This window comes from Stenotrophomonas sp. STEN021 (assembly GCF_056760175.1).
The window spans coordinates 11842-31808 of the sequence record NZ_JBRREH010000001.1 but is presented as its reverse complement, the minus strand read 5'-3'; the positions used below and the strand labels follow the sequence as shown (position 1 = coordinate 31808).

Here is a 19967-nt window from a genome sequence, read left to right as displayed (position 1 = left end):
CAGCATGCTTCAGCCCTTGACGCTGCCCAGCAGCAAGCCCTGGATGTAGTAGCGCTGCAGCACCAGGAACAACAACAGCACCGGCAATACCGTGACCACCGCGCCGGCCATCATCATTTCCACATCCATGATGTGTTCGCGCGACAAGCTGGCCAGCGCCACTGGCAAGGTGTAGTGCTCCTGGTCGGTCAATACGATCAGCGGCCACATGAAATCGTTCCATGCGCCCATGAAGGTGAAGATCGCTAAGGTCACCAGCACGGGCTTGAGCATCGGCAACACGATCTGGAAGAAGATACGCGCCTCGCTGGCACCGTCGATACGCGCCGCTTCCAGCAGTTCATCGGGAATCGAGCGGGCGTACTGGCGCACCAGGAAGATGCCGAACACGCTGGCCAGGGCCGGGATCACCACGCCACCGAAGGTATTCACCAAGCCCATCTGCTTCATCAGCAGGAACAGCGGCAGCATCGCAACCTGCGCCGGGATGACCAATGCTGCCAGCAGCATCTGGAACAGCCGCTCGCGGCCGGCAAACCGCAGCTTGGCAAACGCGTAACCGGCCAGGGTATTGAACAGCAACGAACCCAGGGTGATTGCAACCGACACCAGCAAGCTGTTGATGAAGTTGTTGCCCATGCCGGTGCGGGCGAACAAGGCCTGGTAGTTGGCCAACGTGGTGTGCGCCGGCAGCAACGGCGGCGGAAACTGCGATGCCTGACCGCTGGGCATGAACGACACCGACAACATCCACGCCAACGGCGCCAGGCTGATCACGGCCAACAGCAACAGCCCACCGTTCACCCACCACGCATGCCAACGCGACTGCCCGATCTCCCGGCTGCTACGCACACGACTCATACCAGCTCCCTGCGCTTGCCGAAGCGCAACATCAGCGTGGTCACCGCCAGGATGATCAGGAACAACAGGAAGGCCACGGCCGAGGCCCGGCCAAGATTCCACCACTTGAAGCCTTCCTCGAACATGAAATACAGCACGCTCACCGTGCTTTGCAGCGGATCACCGCGGGTCATCACATAGGGCTCGGCGAACAACTGGAAGTAACCAGACACGGTGATCACACCGACCACCAGCAGCACCGGCCCCAGCATCGGCAAGGTGATATGCAGGAACTGCTGCCAACGCGAGGCGCCATCGATGCGCGCCGCCTCGTACAGATCCCTGGGGATCGCCTGCAGGCCGGCCAGGAAGATCACCATGTTGTAACCGAAGTTTTTCCACACCGCGAAACCGATGATGGTCGGCATTGCCCAGTTCGGGTCACCCAGCCAGTCGATCGGGTTGATGCCGACCTGCCCCAGTCCCCAGTTCACCAGCCCGTAGCGGGTGTGGAACAGATAACGCCAGATCACCGCCACCGCCACCAGCGTGGTCACCACCGGCGCGAACAACGCGGTGCGGAACAGCGCCTTGAAGCGCGCGGCCGGGGCGTTGAGCAACAGCGCAGCACCCAGCGAAACGCCTATCGACAAGGGCACGCCGGCCACCACGAAGTACGTGGTGTTGCCCAATGACTTCCAGAACATCGGCGTCTGCAGCAGGTCGATGTAATTGCCCAGGCCGTTGAAGCGCAGGTTGTGCGGGTCAGCCAGTGCGTAAAGATCGAAGTCGGTCAGGCTCAAGGCCAGCGCCGACAACACCGGCAGGCCAAAGAACACACCGATCACGATCAGCGCCGGTGCGGCAAAGACCCAGCCAGCCAGCGAGCCGCGCTTCATGGCGCTGCCTTTGCGGTTGCGCCGGCCTGCTGCTCGACGATCCAACGGCGCTTGGCGAGGATGTCGTCCACTTGCTGATCCAGCTGGTCGACCGCCTTGTCCTGCGGCAAACCACCGCGCACTACCTGCTCGGTCACTACCCGCATCTGCTGGGCAATGCGCTCCCACTCCAGCACCTTGGGCGTGGGTTTGACGCGTTCCAGCTGATCGGCGAAGGCGGCGGTCAGCGGATCGTCCTGCAGCTCCGGCGACTGCCAGGCGCTGCGCCGCGGCGGCAGGTCACCAATGATCTTGTAGAAACGCTGCTGGATCACCGGCCGCGACAGGAACTCGATCAGCTTCCACGCCGCCGCTTGCTTCTGCGAAGAACGGAACACCACCAGGCTGGTGCCGCCGGCAATGCCTGCGCCCAGCCCATCGGGACCGGGCAGCGGTGTCGCGCCCCATTCGCCCTCAAGGCTGGGCGGTTGGCGCTGGCGGAACTCGCGGATATTCCACGGACCCGACAGATAAAATGCGGTGAAACCACGGAAGAACTCATCCCAGACATTGGAAATCTGCGTCTCGGACATCTTCGGCGCCCAGCCCTGCTCGAACATGTTGTCGTAGAAGGCCAGCGTGCGCCGGAAACCGGGGCTGCGGAAGTTGCCCCGGGTATCGCCATCGCGTAGCAGAGAATCGTCCTGCTGCAGCGCGAATGACAGTTGTGGCTCGAATTCGTTCAAGGGCATCAGCACCGGATAGCCACGCGTGCCCATGGTCTTCTTCAACGCCGCGTTCATCTGCTCCCATTCGGCCCAGGTCTTCGGTGGTTGTGAGTACCCCGCCTGACGCAGCAGATCCTTGCGGTAGAACAGCAGGCGCGTATCCACGTACCAAGGAATACCAACCAGTTGGCCGTCGACGACATTGGTATCCCAGATGCCGGAAAAGTAGTCCTGCTGGTCGATCACCGAGGACGCATCCACCAGCGGTTGCAGCGGCATCAAGGTCTGCAACGTGGCAAATTCGGCAATCCAGGTATTGCCGAGCTGGCAGACATCCGGCAAGCCATCGGCAGCATAGGCGGTCAGTAGTTTTTCATGTGCAGCCGTCCACGGAATGTTCTGCACATCGACATGGATGCCCGGGTTCTCCGCTTCGAACTCGCGCACCAGTTCGCCGACCACCTCGGCCTCGCGGCCCATCGCCCAGAACCGCAAGGTCGTGCCCTGCTCCGGCTTTGCACAGCCCGCGAGCAATACCAGCAATAACAAGGCCAGCGCGCGGCTCATTGGCGGCGCATCACTGCTTCTTGGCCGCTGGTACAGCCGGCTGCTTGCTGGCAGCCTTCTGTTCGGCCGCCGCCGCAGCGCGCGATTCGGCAATACCCGATGCCCGCGCCGAGGCGGCCTGCTCATCTTTCTGCAGCGGCTGGAAGCTGTCTTCAGGCGCCAACCAACCGCCAGTGAACCCCGCCCGCTCCAGGCCCTTGCGGATATAGGGATTGGTCTTCATCACATTCCAGACGAATTCGTTCCGGTAATTGGCGATGCCGGCCAGGATCGGGCCCTGATCGATGGCGATGTAGTCACTGGCCACCCAGCCGCGATCCGGGATCAAGCGACCGGTCTTGAGTGGGATGTCGTAGTTGAAGCTGGGATTGAACGAATCCAGGAATCCGTAACTGGAATACAGATAGTCGCCATAACGCTTGTGCATCTCCACCGTGGTTGGAATCACAACCTCCGGTGCAAACGGCAATGAAGAAATAGCCGCCGAAGGCACGATGGTGCCGTCGTCGAAGTTCTCCCGCAAACCCGCGCCACGCGAGGAGTAGTGACGGAATTGGCGCTGCTCGCCCTTGTAATCCTGGGTGGTGTTCTGCGGACCATCGCCAGCGGTCAGGCCCCACACACTCTCGCCATAGTCCTTCCACTGCATCGGGTTCTCGATCGCATACTCGCGCTGGGCCAGGGTGGCGCGCCGGCTATTGAGGAAGTAGTCGATGCCACGCTCACGCATGTACGGGTCCTGGATATCGCGGAAGTCAATCCAGACGTGACTGTACTGATGGCCGAACAGTGGCCCGAACGAGAGGTACTCCTGCCCTTGGTACACGCCCCAATCGTTGTCGTAGGTGCGCGTCCATACCGTCCACGCATCCGGCTCGACCGGATGGGTGGGCGAGCCCAGCGCAAGCACATACAGCATCATCGCCTCGTTGTAGCCCATCCAGTCGTGCTGGATGAAGCCACTCTCCGGGAACCAGCCCATCGACACCAACGGCTTGTTGCGCTGCAGCCACTGCCAATCCACGCGCTTGTAGATCGTGTCGGCAATCTGCCGGATCTCTTTCTCGCGCGGATCGTCCTTGTCGTAGTAACTCTGCGCAAACAGCACGCCCATCAGCAGCAGCGCGGTATCAACGCTGGACAGCTCCACCCAGCTGTCGTAACGGCGGCCCTCGTGCATGTCCAGGAAGTGGTAGTAGAAACCCTTGTATCCCGCCTTGCCGGTGCGTTGCGGCCCACTTGGCAGATCGCGGAAGAATTTCAGCGTCAGCAAGGTGCGATCAACCGCCTGATTGCGGCTGACCCAACCGTTCTCGATGCCGATCGGATAGGACGTCAGCGCGAACCCGACCGAAGCGATACTGGCAAACGGCCGCGACGGATAGCGATCCGGCGTAAGCCCGTTCTGTTCGTTGGTTGTATCCCAGAAGAACTGGAAGGTGCGACGCTCGATATCGTCAAACAGCGGCGGCAGTTCCGGCTTCATCGGCCGTGGCGGCAGATCGGCCTCAACCAGGATCACCTGCGGCAATACCTTCGGCATCGGCGGCTCCGGCGCCTTGCCACAGCCCCCCAACAACGCCAGCCCGATACCGGCGAAACCACAGGCCAACAACTGCGAGGTACGTGACTTGCTCAAGGCGACTTCCATCTTGAAAACATGGCACCACGTTCACGTGGCGAAAACGTACTGCATATGGGAAACGTCCCGGCCGACGATAAACCGGCCGGGACGCTGGCACTTACCAATCCAGACCAAATGACAGCTTGAAGGTGCGGGTGGCGTACTGGTCCCAGCTACTGACCACACCGTTGTCCCAGTTGATGCCGTAACCGCCCCAATTGGTCCAGTTGAAGGCATTGAGCACATCGGCGCGCACCTTCAGCTTCAGATCGGTACCGGTATCCCAGGTCTTGGTCAGCGACATGTCGAACTGCTTGAAGCCCAGGCTGCCGCTCGGCTCCCAACTGTGCGGGCGCTCGTAGCCGCCGTATGCCTTGGTGCCATCGATATCCCAACGTTTGATCTTGCTGGCCAGCGTCAATTTGCCAGACGCGCTCATGCCCCATGGCAGATCGGCGAAGCCGCTGACCACCAGACGGTGCTTCGGCGCCCAGGCACCGTCGAACCACCCGCCCTGCTGGAAATACCAGCCGTACACCGGATCCTTCTCGTGGATGTTCTGCTTGGCGTCGGTGAGTGTGTAGGCGACGTTGAGGTTCCACGGACTTTCAGCCGTATACGGCTTGTCCAGGCTCAGCAGCAATGCGGTGTTCTTCGACTCGAAGCCATTGGTCGCCACGATCAATGAGCCCAGGTTGGGCAACCCGGGGGCGGTCCAAGGACTGCCATTGGGGCCATAGGCACTGCCATCTGCATAACGGTTGCCGCGAGAGATCAGCAGGCCATCCTTGTAACGGGTGTGCTGGATGGTGGCCGAACTGTTCCAGTCCTGCCCGCCCATGTTGAAGCTGCTGCGGATGCCGAGACTGAACTGGTCGGAGTACGGGGTCTTCAACTTGTTGTCGAACATCCACACTTCGCGACCAGCCTCGGTCGAGTCGATCAGCGACATCAGATAGTCGCGGTCCAGCAACTGCGGGTTCCACTCGAGGCAATCGCCGCCGACTGCACAGGCATGGCCGGGCGAGTTGATCTTGAAGCGACGGGTCGGGAACGTTGCCTTGCTGCGCTCCAACTGCAGGTAATCGAACAGATTGCGGTCGTAGGAGCGGCCGACACCGCCGAACAGCACCAGCCGCTCATCCCCACTGAAGTCATAGGAAAAACCAAGGCGCGGCTGGATGGCGTTCTTGAATGGTTTGCGGTTGTTGCCGGTACTGATGTACCGGTTGACGTCAATGCCGCCCAACGCCAGCGTCTGCGCATAGGTCTGCCCAGCCACAGCGTTGGGGTCCTGGCTGGCCAGCGAGGCCACCACATCCGGGGCCGTGACAAAATCCAGATACGACGGGGTCTTCTCGTAATCCCAACGCAGGCCCAGGTTCAAGGTCAGGCGATCGGTGACGTCCCAGTCGTCCTGGAGGTAGATGCCGAACTGTTTGTTCTTGGAAGTGACCGAACCGCCGTCAGTGCCACCCGCCGGGCTGCCAAAGCGCACGAAGTACGGAACGGCGCCGCCCTGGTTGATGTCGTAATAGAACTGCGGGTTGTAGGGCTGCTGCTCAATGGTATCCAGATCAACCTGCTTGTATTTCACACCAAACTTGAGCGTGTGCCCTTCCCAACCGAAGAAGGTGGTGTCGTTCTGGAACGACCAGCCTTTCTGGCCCTTGTCCTGCAGGCCGCCCTCACCAGCGCCGATGCGGTAGATCTGCTTGCCGTCATCGCCACTGCCATCGGTCAGCACACTGCCGTTGCCGTAGTTGACCGGCGCCTTGGTCCAGAATGCTTTTTCGTAGGTCAGGTGCGAATCGCTGAGCCAGTTGGTACTGGAGTACTGCCAACGCAGGTCGTAGCGGTCCTCGGTCACGCCGGTATCGGTGCCGTAGCTACGTGCGCTCTGTCCGCCGACATTGCCGATCTCGCTTTCCTCACGGCGCTTATAGGTGAATTCAAGCAGGTTGGCCTCGTTCACCGACCAATCCAACTTGCCGAAGTACAAGTCTTCCTTGAACGGCGTTGCGGTCGCACCGAGCTGATCACGCCACGCCTGCGGCAGATCGCTGGGCAGGCGCCCTTCGCCCGGCTTCAGGTCCTGCGGCGCGTTGTATTCCTTGCCCTCATAGGTGACGAAGAAGTGCGCCTTGTCCTGCACGATCGGGCCGCCGAAGCTGGCGCCGTACTGCTTCTCGCCGGAACGGGTCTTGCCGACACCGTTCTTCTCGCTCTCACGCGGTGCGCGCCAATCCTGGTTTGTATAGTCCCAGAAGAACGAGCCCTTGAATTCATTGGTGCCAGACTTGGTCACCGCAGTCACCGCGGCCGAGCTGATCTGGTCGTACTCGGCCTTGTAGTTCGAGGTGATGACCTTGTACTCGCCGATGGCCAGCTGCGGGAACGGATTGCCGCGGCTCGCATCCTGGCCGGTGATGCCACCCTGGGTGACGTAGTTCTTCTGTCCCACACCATCGATGTAGACGTTGACGTTGTTGGCGCTCTGCACACCGCCGCGCAGCTTGGTAGACCCGTTGGACGGATTCTGTTCGAACACCATGCCGGGCACGGTGTCGGCAAACGCCAGGAAGTTGCGCGTGCCCTGCGGCAATGCCTGGATCTGCTGCGGAGTGATGTAGGTGGCAATCTCCGAGGTCTTGGTCTCGATCGGCGACTGCGCCGTTACCTGCACCGTATCCAGCGTGGTGGCAGAGCCGCCGGCGGTTTCAGCCACGCCGCCCACGCCCAGGTTCACGGTCGCGGTCTGGCCCACGGCCACGGTGATGTTCTGGCTGCTGCTCTTGCCGCCAGCAGTGACGTCCACTTTATAGGTGCCCGGCGGCAGGCCTGCCAGCGAATAGCTGCCGTTACTGGTGCTTTGCACGCTGCGGGTCAGGCCGGTGGCAATATTGGTGGCGGTGACCTGGGCCTGGGCGGCGGGGGCCGAGTCAGCCATCACCTGGCCACGGATGGTCGCACTGGTGCTCTGCGCGAACGCAGGTGCCGCACCCAGCAACAGGCAAGCAGCAAGCGCGCTGCTTAGCAGCTTGCGTGCGGGGGTGGATTTGCGAGCGTTGTTGTTCATTCTTTTACCTCTCCCGAAGCGGCGGCATAGGCCGCGAGGAACGTGTATGTAAGTGGCCGTCCCGGTCTATCGCCGGGTCAAAGGAAGTCGCAGGCAGTGGTTGAATCACGTACCACCAAGGTCGGAACCAGCGTTACAGCGGGCATCGCCTGCGCCTCACCGCTATCGATCATCTGCACCAACTGCAGCATCGCCCGCTCGCCCAACTCGGCGATGCTCACCTGCATCGTCGTCAACGCGGGGTGAACAAAGCGCGCCAAGGGGATATCGTCGAAGCCGGCCAGTGCCACTTGCGCGGGCACTTTCACCTCGGCCTGCGAGAACGCGTACAGGCAGCCCAAGGCCATCATGTCGTTGGCGGCGAACACCGCATCAGGCAGTTCGGAACCCGCCAGCAGCGCCAATCCGGCCTGGTGACCGGAGGCTTCGTCGAAATTGCCTGGCAGCTCGATGGCTTCGACCTTGCCATCGAATGCCGCCATCGCCTCACGGAACCCGAGCAGGCGCTGCTGCGCATCGTGGTTGTGTTCCGGGCCGCCGATAAAGGCGATACGCCGATGCCCACCTTCAAGCAGGTGCCGGGTCATGCTCAGCGCACCGGCATGGTCGTCGATGCTGAAGACCGGATAGCGCGCCTCGGCCAAGGGCGTGTTGATCAACACCGTTGGCAGCGCAGGCGGCAGATTGTCGACCAGGAAATCGGAATCGCCTGCATACGGCGACAGCACCAGCAAGCCGTCGACGCGTCCGCGCATGGCCTGCAGCACCGAACCTTGTTGTTGCTGGTCGCCGTGATAGCTGGACACCAACAGATGCCGGCGATGGGCACTGGCCACACCGTCAATGCCACGCATCAACTCGGAAAAGAACTCGCCGTACAGGTCGGGAAGCACCACACCGACTGTCTGGGTACTGCGGCTGCTCAGGCTGCGGGCAGCTGCATGCGGGGTGTAACGCAGCCGGCTGGCCACTTCCAGCACCAGCTTGCGGACCGGCGCGGCAACGTTGTCATGGCCGTTGAGGGCACGCGACACGGTTGCGACCGAGACATTCGCCTCGCGGGCAACATCCTTGATCGTTATTGCCGACTTCGCCACTGGCCTACCCACCGCAGTACTGGGTCGGGCGGACTGTAAACGTTTTCAATCGCATTTGTAAACAGTTCGTTAGCTCGATTTGACCCGCCTGGACAATGCCTGTCCCGACAGCCGCCACAGGAACCCTGCACTGTCGCACCCGTTCAGCCAGCCTCGCCCAGTTCCTGCGGCGTCAGCGCCTTGATCGACAGCGCATGGATATCCGTCTCCATCATCTCGCCGAGCGCGGCATACACCGCCCGATGCCGGGCAAGCGGTGCCTTGCCCGCAAAGGCCTCGCTGACCAGCATCACCTTGAAGTGACCGCGCCCATCGCTGGCACCGGCATGGCCGGCGTGACGGTGGCTGTCATCCTTCACTTCCAACTGCTGGGGCGCAAATGCGGCCTGCAGTGCAGCCTGGATCCGTTCGACCCGGCTCATGGCAGCACCTTGCGGAACGGGCGTACTTCCACGCGTGTATAGACGCCTGCAGCCACATACGGATCAGCATCGGCCCACGCCCTCGCGGCGGCAATATCTTCAAAGCTGGCGATCACCACGCTGCCACTGAAACCGGCCGGACCGGGATCTTCCGCGTCAATCGCAGGACAGGGGCCAGCCAAAAGCAGTCGCCCCTGGTCAAGCAATGTCTGCAAGCGTGCCAGGTGCGCCGCCCGCGCCGACAACCGCGCCGCAAGCACTTCCGCTCCGTCATAGCCTTCAATTACGTACCACACTGGCCTTTCTCCGCTTGTCTGCTGAATGGAAGGATGCCAAGTCTAGCGTCACAAGGCTGGACAGCGCCCTGCCTTGGCGATTACTCTTTGGTCCATTGCACGCAGTCGGCCAGTAGCCGCTCGGTGCGGTGGCAGGCTCAGACCTCCCACCCAACCACCGCAGCACATCACTTCCCGGACCGCGTAGACGACCTCCTCGTAATGACGTCACCGCTGATTCTGCGGCGCGTCTTGTTGTTCATATGTGGAAGCGCGCAGAACAAGCGCGAGTAGCTCGTAATACAGGGCTGGAATCCTCCCGGGCGGGAACCTGGGGTGTGCACAGCTCGCAATACCCCGAATGTCGACCTGATGACTTCCGAACTCGCGCACGACGCGAACCCGCCAGCGCAGCATCTCTTACCTCAGCAGCAGGAAATGCCGCTGGCGATGGTGCATGGCCAGCCGGTACTGCAGATCCCGCAGGATCTGTACATCCCACCGGATGCATTGGAAGTCATTCTCGACGCCTTCGAGGGCCCGCTGGATCTACTGCTTTACCTCATCCGCAGGCAGAACCTGGACATCCTGGATATCCCGGTCGCCGAGATCACCAAGCAGTACGTGGAATACATCAACGTCATGCAGGAGCTGCGCTTCGAACTGGCAGCCGAATACCTGGTGATGGCGGCGATTCTTGCTGAAGTGAAGTCACGCATGCTGTTGCCGCGCCCACCCAGCATCGAAGGCGAAGAAGCAGATCCGCGCGCCGAACTGGTACGCCGCCTGCAGGAGTACGAACGTTTCAAGCAGGCCGCCGAGGATATCGACAGCCTGCCCCGGCAGGACCGCGACACCAGCCTGGCGCACGCCTTCGTGCCGGAGCGGGTACTGGTCAAGGCACCGCCGCCGGTGGAATTGAAGGAAATGCTGTTGGCGCTGCATGACGTACTCAAGCGCGCCGAGCTGTTCAGCGGCCACGCGATCAAGCGCGAGGCGCTGAGTGTGCGGCAGCGCATGGGCGATGTGCTCGGCCTGCTGGAAGGCGACAAGTTCTACCGCTTTGAAAGTCTGTTCACCGCCGAAGAAGGCAAACTCGGCGTTCTGGTCACCTTCCTCGCGGTATTGGAGCTGGCCAAGGAGCAACTGCTTGACCTGGTGCAGGAAGCCCCGCTCGCCCCGATTTACGTGAAGTCCCTGGCCACCGGCAACACCAACGCACCGCTGCAGTTTTCCAGCGAGTTCGATGACGCTGACACCACCGCCTGAGCAACCGACCCAACGCATGGATCAAGCACTGATCAACCGCATTGTCGAAGGCGCCCTGCTTGCTTCCAGCCAGCCGGTCACCTTGGCGCAGCTGCAGGGTCTGTTCCCTGAAGATGCGCCAGCACCGCCGGGCAGCATCGAACGTGCACTGGAGCTGTTGCGCGAAGGCTGTGCCGGACGCGGCGTGGAACTGACGGAAGTGGCCTCTGGCTACCGCTACCAGATCACCAGCGAAGTACACGGCTGGGTGTCGCGGCTGTGGACCGAGCGCAAGACCCGCTATACCCGTGCCACCCTGGAAACCCTGGCCCTGATTGCCTACCGGCAGCCGATCACCCGCGGCGAGATCGAGCAGGTGCGCGGGGTGGCGGTAAGCAGCAACATCATTCAAGCCCTGGAAGAACGCGAGTGGATCCGGGTCATCGGCCACCGTGACGTGCCCGGCAAGCCGGCCTTGTTCGGCACCACCAAGGGCTTCCTGGATTACTTCGGGCTCAAGCGCCTGGACGAACTACCGCCGCTGTCCGAACTGCGTGACATCGGCGAGCTGGAACCGCAACTACCGCTGGATGGCGACGGCCAACCAGCTGCCCCGCTTGCCGCTGGCGCCGCCTCGCCGCAAGGCCTGGATGCCGCCAACGACAGCGACCCCACACCCGCGGCTACGCCAGAATCCCCGGATTCGAACGCAGCCACATCCAACACCGCCTTCACCGGCGAACCCGACGCCGCGCCGGGAGAGCGCGCGGCGGAAGTGGAAAAAACTGAAAACAACGCCGTCGCGACGACGACCGTGGCTGTTGATGTAGCCGATTCCGAACCAGAGGCCGACGCGGAAAACGCCGGCCGGAGCCAAACCGATGAGTGACACCCCCCGTAAACCTTCGTTGAACAAGCTCTCGCTCAAGCGCGAAGCCGACACCGAACAGCAGCCCAAGCTCGAAGAGCGCCTGCACAAGGTACTGGCGCAAGCCGGCCTGGGCTCGCGCCGTGCGCTGGAACAGCGCATCGCCGACGGCCTGGTCAAGGTCAACGGCGAAGTCGCCAAGACCGGCATGTCCATCAAGAGCGGCGACAAGATCGACCTCGACGGCCGCAGTTTTGTCGCCAGCGCGCTGACCGACGCATCGCGCGTGCTGATCTACAACAAGCCCGAAGGCGAAGTCACCACCCGTGACGATCCCGAAGGCCGTCCGACCGTATTCGAAGCGCTGCCGCCATTGAAGGGCGCACGCTGGATTGCCATCGGCCGCCTCGACATCAACACCACCGGCTTGCTGCTGGCTACCACCGACGGTGAACTCGCCAACGCGATGATGCACCCGTCGTTCGAAGTCGAGCGCGAGTACGTGGTGCGCGTGCGTGCGCCGGAAGGCCAGGAGAAGGTCTCCGACGAAATCGTCGAGCGCCTTGGCCGCGGCGTACTGCTGGAAGACGGCGGCGCCAAGTTCGACGAGATCGAGCGCATTGGCGGCACCGATTCGCACGACTGGTTCCGCGTGGTCGTCAAGGAAGGCCGCAACCGCGAAGTGCGCCGCCTGTGGGAATCGCAGGGCTGCCAGGTCAGCCGCCTGAAGCGCACCCGCTACGGCAAGATCGAACTGCCGCGCGACCTGATGCGCGGCAAGTCGGTGGAACTGACCACCCAGCAGGTCGACGCACTGCGCGCCCAGCTGAAACTGGAAGAAGGCACCCCGTCGGCACTGACCCTGCAGCCGGTGATCGGCCAGCGCAAGGCAGTCAAGACCACCCTGCGCGTATCCCGCGAAGGCGGCCGCGGCAATGCCTACGTCAACGGCCACAACACCGCCGACGAAGGCCGTGAACTGCGCCGCTTCGACAACGTGCGCGAAGACCGCGGCGGCCGTGGCCGTGGCAACAGCGGTAGCTACAAGGGCGGCCTGACGGTCAGCGGCGAAGCCGCGGCCAAGCAGTCGCAGAAGCCGTTCAAGCAGCGCAAGCCCGCCGGCGACCGCAGCCTGCCGGACGGCAACCCGGCCGCGTTCCGCACCTGGTATGTGCCGGACGGTGTCAGCACCGGCCCGAGCGGCCACCGCAATGCAGGTCCAGGCGCAGCACGCGGCCCGGGCGGCAATCGTGGTCCGGGTCGCGGCCCGGCTGCTGATGGCCAGGCCCGCCCCTACGGCAAGCCGCGTCCGGGCGGCGCTCCAGGCGCCAGCCGTGGCGGTCCCGGTCAGGGTCGTCCGCAGGGCGCAGGCGGCCAGGGCGCCGGCCAGGGTCAGCGCAGCAAGCATCCTTACGGTCATCCGGGCAATGCCCCGAGCTTCCCCTCCGATCACGCCACCCCGAGCTACAGCCCCTACGGCGCACGCCCGGCTGGCGGCCGCCCGAGCGGCGGCAACCGCGGCCCAGGCGGCCCGGGCGGTCGTCCGTCAGGTGGCCCGCGTCCGGGCGGTAACCGTCCAGGTGGCGCAGGCCGCCCGGGTGGCGGTCGTCCCGGCGGCGGCAACCGCGGTCCGCGCGGCGCCTGATCCGCAGCGCTGTTGACGCGTTTCACGCGCAGCACTGCAAACAAACGCCCGGTGCAACTGCACCGGGCGTTTGCGTTTGCGGCCCACAGACAAGCGGGGGCGAATCAATATTGGCAGAGTTCACCAAAACCCGATGTGTGGGTGACGCTCAAAGTCTTTCCCGCCGCCAATGAAAACTGAGCAGCAAGGCCAGCAACATGCATCCAGCAACAGTTGACCTGCACCACCTTCGCTCTGTCTTCGATCTGGGCGCTCACGCCCGTTTGATCGCCAAGCATTGGAGCGGGCCACATACAGGTGGTTTGCAACCTGGGCAAGTACATTCGCCTGCGCGAAAAGCCCCCTCATCCGCCCTGCGGGGCGAATGAGGACGAGCTCCTGCTTTACGACTCACCGCCACAGATAGTCAGCGGCGCTCGATCACAAATTTGCCAAACCCAATACCGATGCTCCAACCGCGCCCGGTACCCGCCAAGGCAAGCGAGATGTCGCCCTTGGTCATCGCCTGCGCATCATTGGCACGCGACGCGCTCGCATGCGCCTCGGCCGCTGCATAGGTACCCAGCAAATCGTCCAGCGAATAAGCACCGCTGAACCTGCCGCGTCCATCGGTAATAGTGGTGCGCCCCACCGTCAAACCACCACCCTTGGCGCTGATCTTGACCGGGATGCTGGCACCGTTGTCGCAGGTGATCGTGCCGGTGCCGCTGGAGGTCTTGTAGAACATCGACCAACCGGTCAGGTTGTAATGCAGTTCGCAGTCGATATTGCCCGCTGCCTGTGCCGCCGGGGCAATGCCCAACGCCAGCACCGCGGCCATCGCCATCATCTTTTTCATCGCGCACCCTCTGCATGATTGAAGCCGGTACCGAGCCTGACAGCCACCCTGCGGCTTGCAAAGGGCTGACAGACGCGGCAAGCGGCCGGCGTTCAGCGAAGCACTACCGGGCCACCCAAGGTAAACGCATCGGCATCGAGCATCGCCGGGAAGCGCTCACGATGTGCCGCCAGCGCCTGTGCCGAAATGGTGGTGGTGACCACCTGCTCGCGCTCGCGGATCTCCAGCTGCGGCTGGCCGAGGAAATCGATCACCGCGCTGTCGCCGGAGTAATGCAGGCCGTTGCCATCCACGCCGATGCGATTGACCACCGCCACATAGCACAGGTTTTCAATTGCCCGCGCCCGCGCCAACGTCTGCCAGGCATACGCCCGCGCCGACGGCCAGTTGGCGACGAAGATCTGCAGGTCGAAATCCATCTGCCCTGCCCGCTCCACATCGAAGCGATTGCGGCAGAACACCGGAAAACGCAGGTCGTAGCAGATCTGCGGATTGATCCGCCAACCCTTCCATTCCACGCACAAGCGCTCGTTGCCGGCGGCATAGCGCTTGTGCTCGCCGCCAAAGCGGAACAGGTGGCGCTTGTCGTAGTAGTGCAATTCGCCATCAGGCGTAGCCCACAGCAGACGGTTGTAGACACTTCCATCAACCCGCAGCTGCACGCTGCCGGTCACCACCGCACCCAGCGCGCGCGCCTGTTTGGCGATCCATGCAACCGTCGGGCCATCCATGTCTTCGGCCTGGTCAATCGCATCGTTGGAGAAACCACTGGTAAAGGTCTCCGGCAGGATCACCAGATCGGTGTTTCCCGCCAACGGCGCCAGCAGCGCACCGTAATAATCGCGGTTCCCCGCCGGGTCATGCCAGCGGGTGTCACCCTGCACCAGGGAAATACGCAGGTCCTGCATTGTCGTCATCGTCCTGAAAGCCATGAAGAAAGAACAGCGCTGGTCGCCATGGCCGCGCCCAGTACCGGCACCCACCACTGCAACCGCGCGATCCAACGATTAACCGGCTGGCGCCGCTCGACATCATCAAGCGACGCCAGATATTCACGGGTATAGCGACCAAAGCTGCCACGAAACGCCAAACGCCCCTCGTCCACCGGCACGCCACGCGCCTGCAAGCCGGGTTGAACCACGGAAAGGAACAGATAGCCTTTCACCAACACCGCAAGCAGGAACGTGCCGAGCACCAGGAGGAAAACGAACAAACCGGTATCCATGGTCGTTTTGAATGTCAGAGCGCGCGCAGGCGCTCGATGGCTGCATCCAGCGTCGCATCGTTCTTGGCGAAGCACAGCCGCACCAGACGCTGGCCAGCCGGCGGGGTTTCGTAGAACGGCGACAACGGAATCGCGGTAACGCCCTTCTCGATGGTCAACCAGCGCACGAACTCATGGTCCGGCAGGTCGCTGATCGCCGAATAATCCACCAGCTGGAAATAACCACCCGGCACCGGCAGCGGCTTCAAACGCGTGCCCAGCAACTGCTCGCGGAAGCGGTCGCGCTTGCTCTGGTAGAACGCACCCAGTTCCAGGTGATGCTCGGGCTCATCGCGGATCATCGCGGCAAACCCGTACTGCGCCGGGCTGTAGGTGGTGAAGGTGTTGTACTGGTGCACCTTGCGGAACTCGGCCGTCATGGCCGGCGGTGCGATGGCGTAGCCGATCTTCCAACCGGTGCAGTGATAGGTCTTGCCGAAGCTCGAGATCACGAACGCACGCTCGCGCAGTTCCGGGTAGCGCAATGCCGACTCGTGACGCGCACCGTCATAGATGATGTGTTCGTACACTTCATCGGAGATCAGGTAGATGTCAGTGCCGCGCAACACATCGGCAAGCGCCTGCATGTCGTCGGCAGTCAGCATCGCGCCAGAGGGGTTGTGCGGGGTATTGACCATCAACATGCGCGTCTTCGGAGTGATGGCCGCGCGCACGCGATCCCAATCCACCGCAAAGGTCTGCGGGTCCAGCGGCACATGCACGGCGCGCGCACCGGCCAGGTCGATCGCTGGCTCATAGCAGTCGTAGGCTGGGTCCAGCACGATGACTTCCTCACCGGCCCGCACCACGGCATGGATGGCATTGAAGATCGCCTCGGTGCCGCCGGAGGTGACGGTGATTTCGCTGTCCGGGTCGACCTGCGCGCCGTAGCAGTCCAGCGCCTTCTGCGCGATGGCCTGCCGCAGCGGTGCCACGCCGGTCATCGGCGCGTACTGGTTCAAGCCCTCACGCATGGCCTTGGCGGTTTCATCGATCAAGCGCTGCGGGGCGGAAAAATCGGGAAAACCCTGGCCAAGATTGACCGCGCCATGTTCGGCGGCCAACTGCGACATCACGGTGAAAATGGTGGTGCCCACCTTGGGCAACTTGGTCTGCGGATGCATGGATAGGTACACGCGGGGAGGAGAAAACCCCGAGTGTACGCAATGCCAGCAGTCCCGGCTCCCCAATCGGCAACTGGAACCGCGCCCGCCCCGCGCAGGACAGCGCCATCCCGGCGCTATACTGCGCGCCCCGATGCGCTGCCCTGTCTGCGCCACCCGCCAAGGACGGAAGCGCCCGATCCGATGATTGAAACCGCAAACATACCGCCGCTGCTCGACGCACGCGGCCTGCGTTTCACCCGCAATGACGATCCGGTATTCGGGCCGCTGGACCTGCACGTGGATGCAGGCGAAGCACTGCTGGTGCAAGGGAGCAATGGCGCCGGCAAGACCACCTTGTTGCGCGTACTTGCCGGACTGCTGCGACCGGACGAAGGACAGATCCAGATCGACGGGCGTCCTGCCAACAGCGCTGATCGTTCGCGCTATATCACCTACCTGAGCCACCTGACCGCGCTCAAGCAGGATCTGGGCTGTCTGGAAAACCTGCATTTCCTGTGCGGGCTGCAGGGCCGCCGCGCCCGGCAGATGCCGGGCAACGCCTTGGCCATCGTCGGCCTGGCCGGCTATGAGGACAGCTTGGTCCGGCAATTGTCGGCCGGCCAGAAGAAGCGCCTTTCACTGGCCCGTATCTGGTTGTCACCGGCACCGATCTGGCTGCTGGACGAGCCCTACGCCAATCTCGACCTGGATGGGATCAATCTGGTCAACCGGATGATTTCCGCGCACCTGCGCGGCGGCGGCGCTGCGCTGGTGACCACGCACGGCGCGTACGCGGCACCGCCGGTGCGCAATCGCACCCTCACGTTGGTCAGCCCTGCGGCACAGGAAGACGCGGCATGAGCCTGCCAGGTCCACAACCCACCCTGCTTTCGGCTGCCCGCGCCTTGCTGGCACGTGATTTGAAGCTCCTTTGGCGTCGCCGTGGCGACGCAGCGCAACCTATCCTGTTCGCGCTGCTGGTGGTCGCCTTGTTCGCACTGGCCCTGGGCGGCGCCCCCAAGCTGCTGCAGAGCGTTGCCTCGGCGGTGCTGTGGCTGTCCATCCTGTTGGCCGGCCTGCTGTCGCTGGACACCTTGTTCCGCAGCGATGCCGAGGATGGTTCGCTGGAGCAATGGCTGCTGTCGCCGGTGCCACTGGCCTGGCTGGTCGCAGTGCGGGTGTTCTCGCACTGGTTGACCACCGCGTTCCCGCTGGTGCTGGTCAGCCCGTTGCTGGCCGAACTGATGCACCTGCCACGCGAACAGCTGCCGGTGCTGATCACCGCGCTGGCACTTGGAACGCCGTTGTTGAGCCTGCTTGGCGCGGTGGTCGCAGCCTTGACCGTGGGCATGCGCCGCGCCGGCATCCTGCTGGCGCTGCTGGTGCTGCCGCTGTACGTGCCGGTACTGGTGTTCGGCGCAGGCGCGGTAGCCGCAGCGGCGCAAGGCTTTGATCCCAGTGGTGCGCTGCTGATGCTGGCGGCCGGCTTGCTGGTCAGCGCGGTGCTCGCCCCACTGACCGCAGCGGCGGCAATCCGCATCGCCAACTCCTGAGCACAAAACAGCGCTATTCTTGACGCTTACTTCACAAATCGAACCAAACACATGGCTGAGCGGCCCCAGACGGAAGTTCCGAGCGTAGACAAACCTACCTTGCCGCCCCGTCCCGCGGTCGAGTTGCAACGCCGTGGCGAGCTGCGTGTGGAGAAGTTTCTGGCAGCCGCCACCGAAGTCTTCAACGAAAAGGGTTATCAAGCCGCGCGACTGGCCGACATCGTCAAACGCGCCGGCGGCTCGATGGCCACCTTGTACCGCGCCTTTGGCGACAAGGAAGGCCTGATCCATGCCTTGATGGAGCAGAGCATCAATGACTTCGGCCGCAGCCTGGATACCTTGCTGCAATCACCATTGCCGCCCACCGAAGCCTTGGAAGAAGCCGCGAGCCAGATGGCCGAGGAAGTTCTCTCACCTGCCCGCTTGGCCTGCCATCGCGTGGTCATCGCCGAAGGCATGAACCAGCCCGGGCTACGTGATTGGTTCCATGCCCATGGCGTGGCACCAATGGAAGTATTGCTCAGTCAATACTTCGCCCGCGAAACCGCAGCCGGCCGCATGCATATCGAAAACCCCGAACAAGCCGCGCACTTCTTCTACATGGTGGTGATCGGTGGCTTGATCCTGCGTTCGGTCAATGGCCGCGTGGTTGCCAGCGACCTGCCCCGTGCCCAGGAACAGGCCCGCGCGGCGGTACGCCTGTTCATGGCCGGCGCACTGCCGCGAAACTGAACGGTAGCTTGCTGCAACGCAGCTTGAACTGTACCCAAGGCACTCCCAGAATCGTGACGTAATCGCCATTACGTTCTGATTGCCCGCTGTCACCCACCCATCGGCAGGGACAGCGCAAAGGAGGGGATCGTGCGGTTCTATCTTGCATTGCTGATGCTGTTGGCAACCGCAGTCCTGGTCTCCGTTGCGTGGTTGGCGCCGGTCAAGGCCGATGCCAGCGGGCAAGCGATAAAGCTGCCCGAAACCCAATTCGCCTCCAGCCAATCCGGGCATGGTTTCAATGCCCCACCGGGCTTTGCAGACGCCGTGCCAGCACGCAACAAGGCACACCCGGAAGCCAAATCGGTAGGCCAGCAGGTCTGCACTGCCTGCCACGGCAAAGAGAACGACAACTTCGCCCACACCGCGCATGCCGCCGGCATGCAGGTCGCACTGGCCGCCAACCCAAACACCGCTACGTGCGAGGCCTGCCATGGGCCCGGTTCAGTGCATGCGGCCAATCCGACCCAGAAGGGCTCGATCATCGCCTACACCCACGACGGCGGCACGCCGGTAGCCAACCAGACCGAAAGCTGCCTGGGTTGCCATTCCGGTGGCCCGCGCGATGCCTGGCTCGGCTCGGTGCATCAACGCAACGATCTTTCATGCAGCGACTGCCACAACCCGATGGTCAAGTTCTCGGCCGAAGGGTTGACCGCCAAGCAATCGGTCAGCGAAACCTGTGCCACCTGCCACAAGGACATCCGCCAGCAGTTCAATCGCCGCTCGCATATGCCACTGCCGGAAGGCGCGATCAGCTGTGTGGATTGCCACAATCCGCATGGCACGCTCAACCCCACCCTGCTCAAGACCGACACGGTCAACGAGACCTGCTATCAGTGCCACGCCGAAAAACGCGGCCCGTTCCTGTTCGAACATGCGCCGGTGCGAGAAAGCTGCCTGAACTGCCATCAGGTCCATGGTTCCAACCAGCACGCGCTGCTGGTCGCACCGATCCCGATGCTGTGCCAGCAGTGCCACTCGCATACCCGCCACCCCAATGACCTGCAGACCGAAACCTCGCTAGGCACCGGACTGACGCCTGATGAGCGCTTGATGGGACGCGGCTGCATCACCTGCCACGCCCAGGTTCACGGTTCCAACCACCCTTCCGGCCCACGTCTGCACAAGTAAAGGGAGAACGGCATGTGCACACGGAATCGT

Annotated in this window: 20 protein-coding genes; 7 read left to right on the top strand and 13 right to left on the bottom strand. The window is 63.0% G+C overall.

Annotated elements, in window-relative coordinates:
• Window positions 1-9: 9 nt before the first annotated feature.
• The 8 genes from ACVOL0_RS00160 to ACVOL0_RS00125 all read right to left on the bottom strand — a co-directional run bounded on the left by ACVOL0_RS00160 (window position 10) and on the right by ACVOL0_RS00125 (window position 9531).
• Window positions 10-861, bottom strand: a complete 852-nt coding sequence (locus ACVOL0_RS00160) for a carbohydrate ABC transporter permease (RefSeq protein ID WP_481547348.1) — start codon at window positions 859-861, stop codon at window positions 10-12.
• Window positions 858-1739, bottom strand: coding sequence for a carbohydrate ABC transporter permease (locus ACVOL0_RS00155; RefSeq protein WP_481547347.1), 882 nt, complete (start codon window positions 1737-1739; stop codon window positions 858-860). The genes ACVOL0_RS00160 and ACVOL0_RS00155 overlap by 4 nt, the downstream gene beginning before the upstream one ends.
• Window positions 1736-3013, bottom strand: coding sequence for a sugar ABC transporter substrate-binding protein (locus ACVOL0_RS00150; RefSeq protein WP_481547346.1), 1278 nt, complete (start codon window positions 3011-3013; stop codon window positions 1736-1738). Before ACVOL0_RS00150 ends, ACVOL0_RS00155 begins: the two co-directional genes overlap by 4 nt.
• A gap of 10 nt (window positions 3014-3023) precedes the next feature.
• Window positions 3024-4664, bottom strand: a complete 1641-nt coding sequence (locus ACVOL0_RS00145) for a glucoamylase family protein (protein ID WP_481547345.1) — start codon at window positions 4662-4664, stop codon at window positions 3024-3026.
• Window positions 4665-4755: 91 nt separating this feature from the next.
• Window positions 4756-7716, bottom strand: coding sequence for a TonB-dependent receptor (locus ACVOL0_RS00140; RefSeq protein ID WP_481547344.1), 2961 nt, complete (start codon window positions 7714-7716; stop codon window positions 4756-4758).
• Window positions 7717-7793: 77 nt separating this feature from the next.
• Window positions 7794-8813: a LacI family DNA-binding transcriptional regulator gene (locus tag ACVOL0_RS00135; RefSeq protein WP_481547343.1), complete on the bottom strand. Its 1020-nt coding sequence runs from the start codon at window positions 8811-8813 to the stop codon at window positions 7794-7796.
• 143 nt (window positions 8814-8956) lie between these two features.
• A complete protein-coding gene (locus ACVOL0_RS00130; RefSeq protein WP_481547342.1) occupies window positions 8957-9235 on the bottom strand; it encodes a BolA family protein in 279 nt (92 codons plus the stop codon).
• Complete coding sequence (locus tag ACVOL0_RS00125; protein ID WP_481547341.1) at window positions 9232-9531, bottom strand: YciI family protein; 300 nt, start codon at window positions 9529-9531, stop codon at window positions 9232-9234. The genes ACVOL0_RS00130 and ACVOL0_RS00125 overlap by 4 nt, the downstream gene beginning before the upstream one ends.
• Window positions 9532-9882: 351 nt before the next feature.
• On the opposite strand from ACVOL0_RS00125, the gene ACVOL0_RS00120 reads away from it, so the two are divergent.
• From ACVOL0_RS00120 to ACVOL0_RS00110, 3 genes are read left to right on the top strand one after another with little or no spacing between them, the layout of a single operon-like run.
• Complete coding sequence (locus tag ACVOL0_RS00120; RefSeq protein WP_481547340.1) at window positions 9883-10779, top strand: segregation and condensation protein A; 897 nt, start codon at window positions 9883-9885, stop codon at window positions 10777-10779.
• A gap of 16 nt (window positions 10780-10795) precedes the next feature.
• Window positions 10796-11647, top strand: coding sequence for an SMC-Scp complex subunit ScpB (scpB, locus tag ACVOL0_RS00115; protein ID WP_481547339.1), 852 nt, complete (start codon window positions 10796-10798; stop codon window positions 11645-11647).
• Window positions 11640-13271 (top strand): pseudouridine synthase, encoded by a 1632-nt coding sequence (locus tag ACVOL0_RS00110; protein WP_481547338.1) that lies wholly within the window; start codon window positions 11640-11642, stop codon window positions 13269-13271. Before scpB ends, ACVOL0_RS00110 begins: the two co-directional genes overlap by 8 nt.
• A 104-nt stretch (window positions 13272-13375) precedes the next feature.
• On the opposite strand, the gene ACVOL0_RS00105 is transcribed toward ACVOL0_RS00110, so the two are convergent.
• From ACVOL0_RS00105 to ACVOL0_RS00085, 5 genes are all read right to left on the bottom strand, one after another.
• Window positions 13376-13528 (bottom strand): hypothetical protein, encoded by a 153-nt coding sequence (locus ACVOL0_RS00105; RefSeq protein WP_481547337.1) that lies wholly within the window; start codon window positions 13526-13528, stop codon window positions 13376-13378.
• A gap of 149 nt (window positions 13529-13677) precedes the next feature.
• Entirely contained in the window at window positions 13678-14109 is a 432-nt protein-coding gene (locus tag ACVOL0_RS00100) for a peptidase associated/transthyretin-like domain-containing protein (RefSeq protein ID WP_481535574.1), read from the bottom strand.
• Window positions 14110-14201: 92 nt separating this feature from the next.
• On the bottom strand, window positions 14202-15017 hold the full coding sequence (locus ACVOL0_RS00095) for an amidohydrolase (RefSeq protein ID WP_481547420.1): 816 nt from the start codon (window positions 15015-15017) through the stop codon (window positions 14202-14204).
• A gap of 5 nt (window positions 15018-15022) precedes the next feature.
• On the bottom strand, window positions 15023-15334 hold the full coding sequence (locus ACVOL0_RS00090; protein WP_481547336.1) for a hypothetical protein: 312 nt from the start codon (window positions 15332-15334) through the stop codon (window positions 15023-15025).
• A gap of 14 nt (window positions 15335-15348) precedes the next feature.
• Window positions 15349-16497, bottom strand: coding sequence for a pyridoxal phosphate-dependent aminotransferase (locus tag ACVOL0_RS00085; protein ID WP_481515500.1), 1149 nt, complete (start codon window positions 16495-16497; stop codon window positions 15349-15351).
• A gap of 183 nt (window positions 16498-16680) precedes the next feature.
• On the opposite strand from ACVOL0_RS00085, the gene ccmA reads away from it, so the two are divergent.
• From ccmA to ACVOL0_RS00065, 4 genes are all read left to right on the top strand, one after another.
• Window positions 16681-17340, top strand: coding sequence for a heme ABC exporter ATP-binding protein CcmA (gene ccmA / locus ACVOL0_RS00080; RefSeq protein WP_481547335.1), 660 nt, complete (start codon window positions 16681-16683; stop codon window positions 17338-17340).
• Window positions 17337-18032: a heme exporter protein CcmB gene (gene ccmB, locus ACVOL0_RS00075; protein WP_481512113.1), complete on the top strand. Its 696-nt coding sequence runs from the start codon at window positions 17337-17339 to the stop codon at window positions 18030-18032. The genes ccmA and ccmB overlap by 4 nt, the downstream gene beginning before the upstream one ends.
• A gap of 99 nt (window positions 18033-18131) precedes the next feature.
• Entirely contained in the window at window positions 18132-18764 is a 633-nt protein-coding gene (locus ACVOL0_RS00070) for a TetR/AcrR family transcriptional regulator (protein ID WP_481547334.1), read from the top strand.
• Window positions 18765-18893: 129 nt separating this feature from the next.
• Window positions 18894-19937: a DmsE family decaheme c-type cytochrome gene (locus ACVOL0_RS00065; protein ID WP_481547333.1), complete on the top strand. Its 1044-nt coding sequence runs from the start codon at window positions 18894-18896 to the stop codon at window positions 19935-19937.
• Window positions 19938-19967: the final 30 nt, after the last annotated feature.